The sequence below is a fragment of the Synechococcus sp. R8-2 genome, assembly GCF_047461715.1.
In the GTDB taxonomy this organism is placed as follows: domain Bacteria; phylum Cyanobacteriota; class Cyanobacteriia; order Thermostichales; family Thermostichaceae; genus Thermostichus.
This window is the reverse complement of record NZ_JANSHQ010000509.1, coordinates 1-2,367: the sequence shown is the minus strand read 5'-3', so window position 1 is coordinate 2,367 and position 2,367 is coordinate 1. Positions and strand designations below refer to the sequence as shown.

Genomic DNA, 2,367 nt, shown 5'->3' with positions numbered 1-2,367 from the left:
ACCCCCAGCCCCTCTCCCAAAGAGAGAGGGGAGCTATGGAGCGACGGGGTGAGTTGTTTCATGGCTACTTGAAATGGCCATGTCTTGGGATCCCCATCTTTTTCCCCCTGGGAATCAGGGGGGCCGGTGGGCAGCAAGGAGTGCCCAGGGGCGCAGTTCGGATCCCTGGAAGTCCGTTTAAGCTGAGAGTTCAAGGCTGAAAACTTAGTGCCTAAACCATTTGGGTGTGAGCTGTGACTTTGGAGATGTGGTATCGCCACCAGCTGAGCCGCTTTGCAGAGTGGGGAAAAATAAGGCTCTGGCAAGGAGTTGCCCTGAAGCTGCTGGCCACTGCTTGCTTTGCCTGTTTAGGCGCGATCATCCGGCTCAACACTCCCGCCCTTCACCCCTTTCAGATTGTGTTTTTGCGCAACCTATTCGGGTTTCTCGCCCTGTCGCCGCTGGTGTTGCGGGCTGGGATCCAGTCTCTGCACACCGCCAAGATGGAGTTTTACCTCCTGCGCTCGGCGATCAGCACGGTGGGGATGTTGCTCTCCTTTTGGGCAGCCAGCCTGTTGCCTCTGGCAGAAGCTACGGCGCTGAGCTTTGTTCAACTTTTGTTTGCCGGCACGATGGCGGTATGGGTGTTGGGCGAGCAGATGCGCTCGTCCCGCTGGCTGGGATTGGGCCTGGGGTTTGCCGGGGCTTTGGTGATGTTGAGGCCAGGCTTCCGAGAGTTTTCTCTGGGAACAGGGCTGGCCTTGGGGGCGGCAGCACTCTTTGCCTGGGTGACCATCGTGCTCAAGATCCTCTCCCGCACCGAGTCCAGCCTCACGATTACGGCCTACATGGGCCTGCTGCAGACCCCCCTTTCCTTTCTGGCTGCCGTCTGGGTTTGGACCTGGCCTTCTCCTGAGCAGTGGCTGTGGATGGTGGCCATGGGGCTACTGGGCAGCATTGGCCAGGTGGCCCTCGCCCAGGCCTACAAGCTGGCTGAGGTGACGATGCTGCTGCCTCTGGATTTCTCCCGTCTGCTCTGGGCCAGCCTAATCGGGTTTTGGGTGTTTGCCGAGATCCCGGATGTGTGGACTTGGATGGGCGGAGCCTTGATCTTGGTGGGCGCCACCTCTGGAGCCTACGGCGAAGCCCGCCTGCCCACAATGCCGACCCAGGCCCGTACCGGCGGAGTTGGATAGCAGACAGATATCCTCTGCCAGGACTTACAGCCGAGGGAGAACAGGGCTGGAGCTGGTCAGGTCTGTGGTGGTAAGGGCCACCAACAGGGCTTCTGGACTGACGGGGAAGGGCAGGTGGTGGATGTCGGATCCTGGCTGGCAGGCCACTTGGGCAGCATGCAGCAGGTCGGCGGATCCCAAGTGACCTAGCTTGAGATCCCGCAAGTTGAGGGGCAACCCCACCTGGCGGTAGAACTCCAGCAACTGGGTACGTGCTGCCAGCGCCAACTGGCTTCCCTGCAGGATCTCTTCTAGGCGGAGCTGGGCCAAAATGCCGAAAGCCACCTTCTCGCCGTGCAGGGTGGCCCGGTGCCCCGACAAGTGGGTTAGCCCGTTGTGGACAGCGTGGGCGGCCACGGTGCGACACTTAGCCCCACCCATGCCGCCGACGATCCCCGCCAGGCAAATGCAAGCATCCACCACCTGCTTCCAAGCGGTTCCGCCCGGCTCCCGCAGGGCCGCCGCCGATTGCTGGAGGAGCAAATCCCGCAGGACGCGGGCCTGCTGCACAGCGCCAATCACCAGGGCATCTTCTGAACTGCCGCTGCTGACGGAAGACTCGTACCACTTAGCCAAGGCATCTCCGATCCCAGCCACTAGGGTGCGCGCTGGAGCTTGCAGAATCAGCTCATAGTCCAGGATCAGGGCAGCAGGGGCGCGATCCAGGCTCACATCCTGCTGAAAAGCGCCGCTGTCGGAGTAGATATTGGATAGGGCGCTCCAGGCGGCACAGGTGGCCGCAGAGGTGGGCACGGTAACCACGGGGATACGCAGCCGGTGGGCCACCAGCTTGGCCGTATCCAGAGCCTTGCCCCCGCCTACCCCCAAGATGCCGGTTGTGGACTCCGCCATGGCTAGCGCCTGCAAACGCGCCAGCTCCGACTCGCTGCAATCTACCCCGTAGGTAGTCCAGTGAACTTGGAGGGCGGGATCCCGGGCGAAATTGCGCTCCAGGGGGGCCTCAACTACAGCCAAGGAGCGTTCCCCCCCGATCACCAGCACACGGGATCCCAGCACGGTGAGGGGCACAGCTTCCAGAATGCCGCTGCCGCGGTACAGCCGACCTGGGGCCAGAATGGCAAGATCCAATTGGTAAGGAGAGGCGCTTAGCATTGCAAGAAAGGGCGAGAAAAAGGACTCCGTCCCGCTATCG

General features: G+C 61.9%; 2 protein-coding genes. One reads left to right on the top strand and one right to left on the bottom strand.

Annotated elements, in window-relative coordinates; genetic code table 11:
* Positions 1-233: 233 nt before the first annotated feature.
* Positions 234-1,175, top strand: a complete 942-nt coding sequence (locus NW819_RS11650; RefSeq protein WP_414413843.1) for a DMT family transporter — start codon at positions 234-236, stop codon at positions 1,173-1,175.
* 24 nt (positions 1,176-1,199) lie between these two features.
* On the opposite strand, the gene NW819_RS11645 is transcribed toward NW819_RS11650, so the two are convergent.
* Positions 1,200-2,327, bottom strand: a complete 1,128-nt coding sequence (locus NW819_RS11645) for an iron-containing alcohol dehydrogenase family protein (RefSeq protein WP_414413844.1) — start codon at positions 2,325-2,327, stop codon at positions 1,200-1,202.
* Positions 2,328-2,367: the final 40 nt, after the last annotated feature.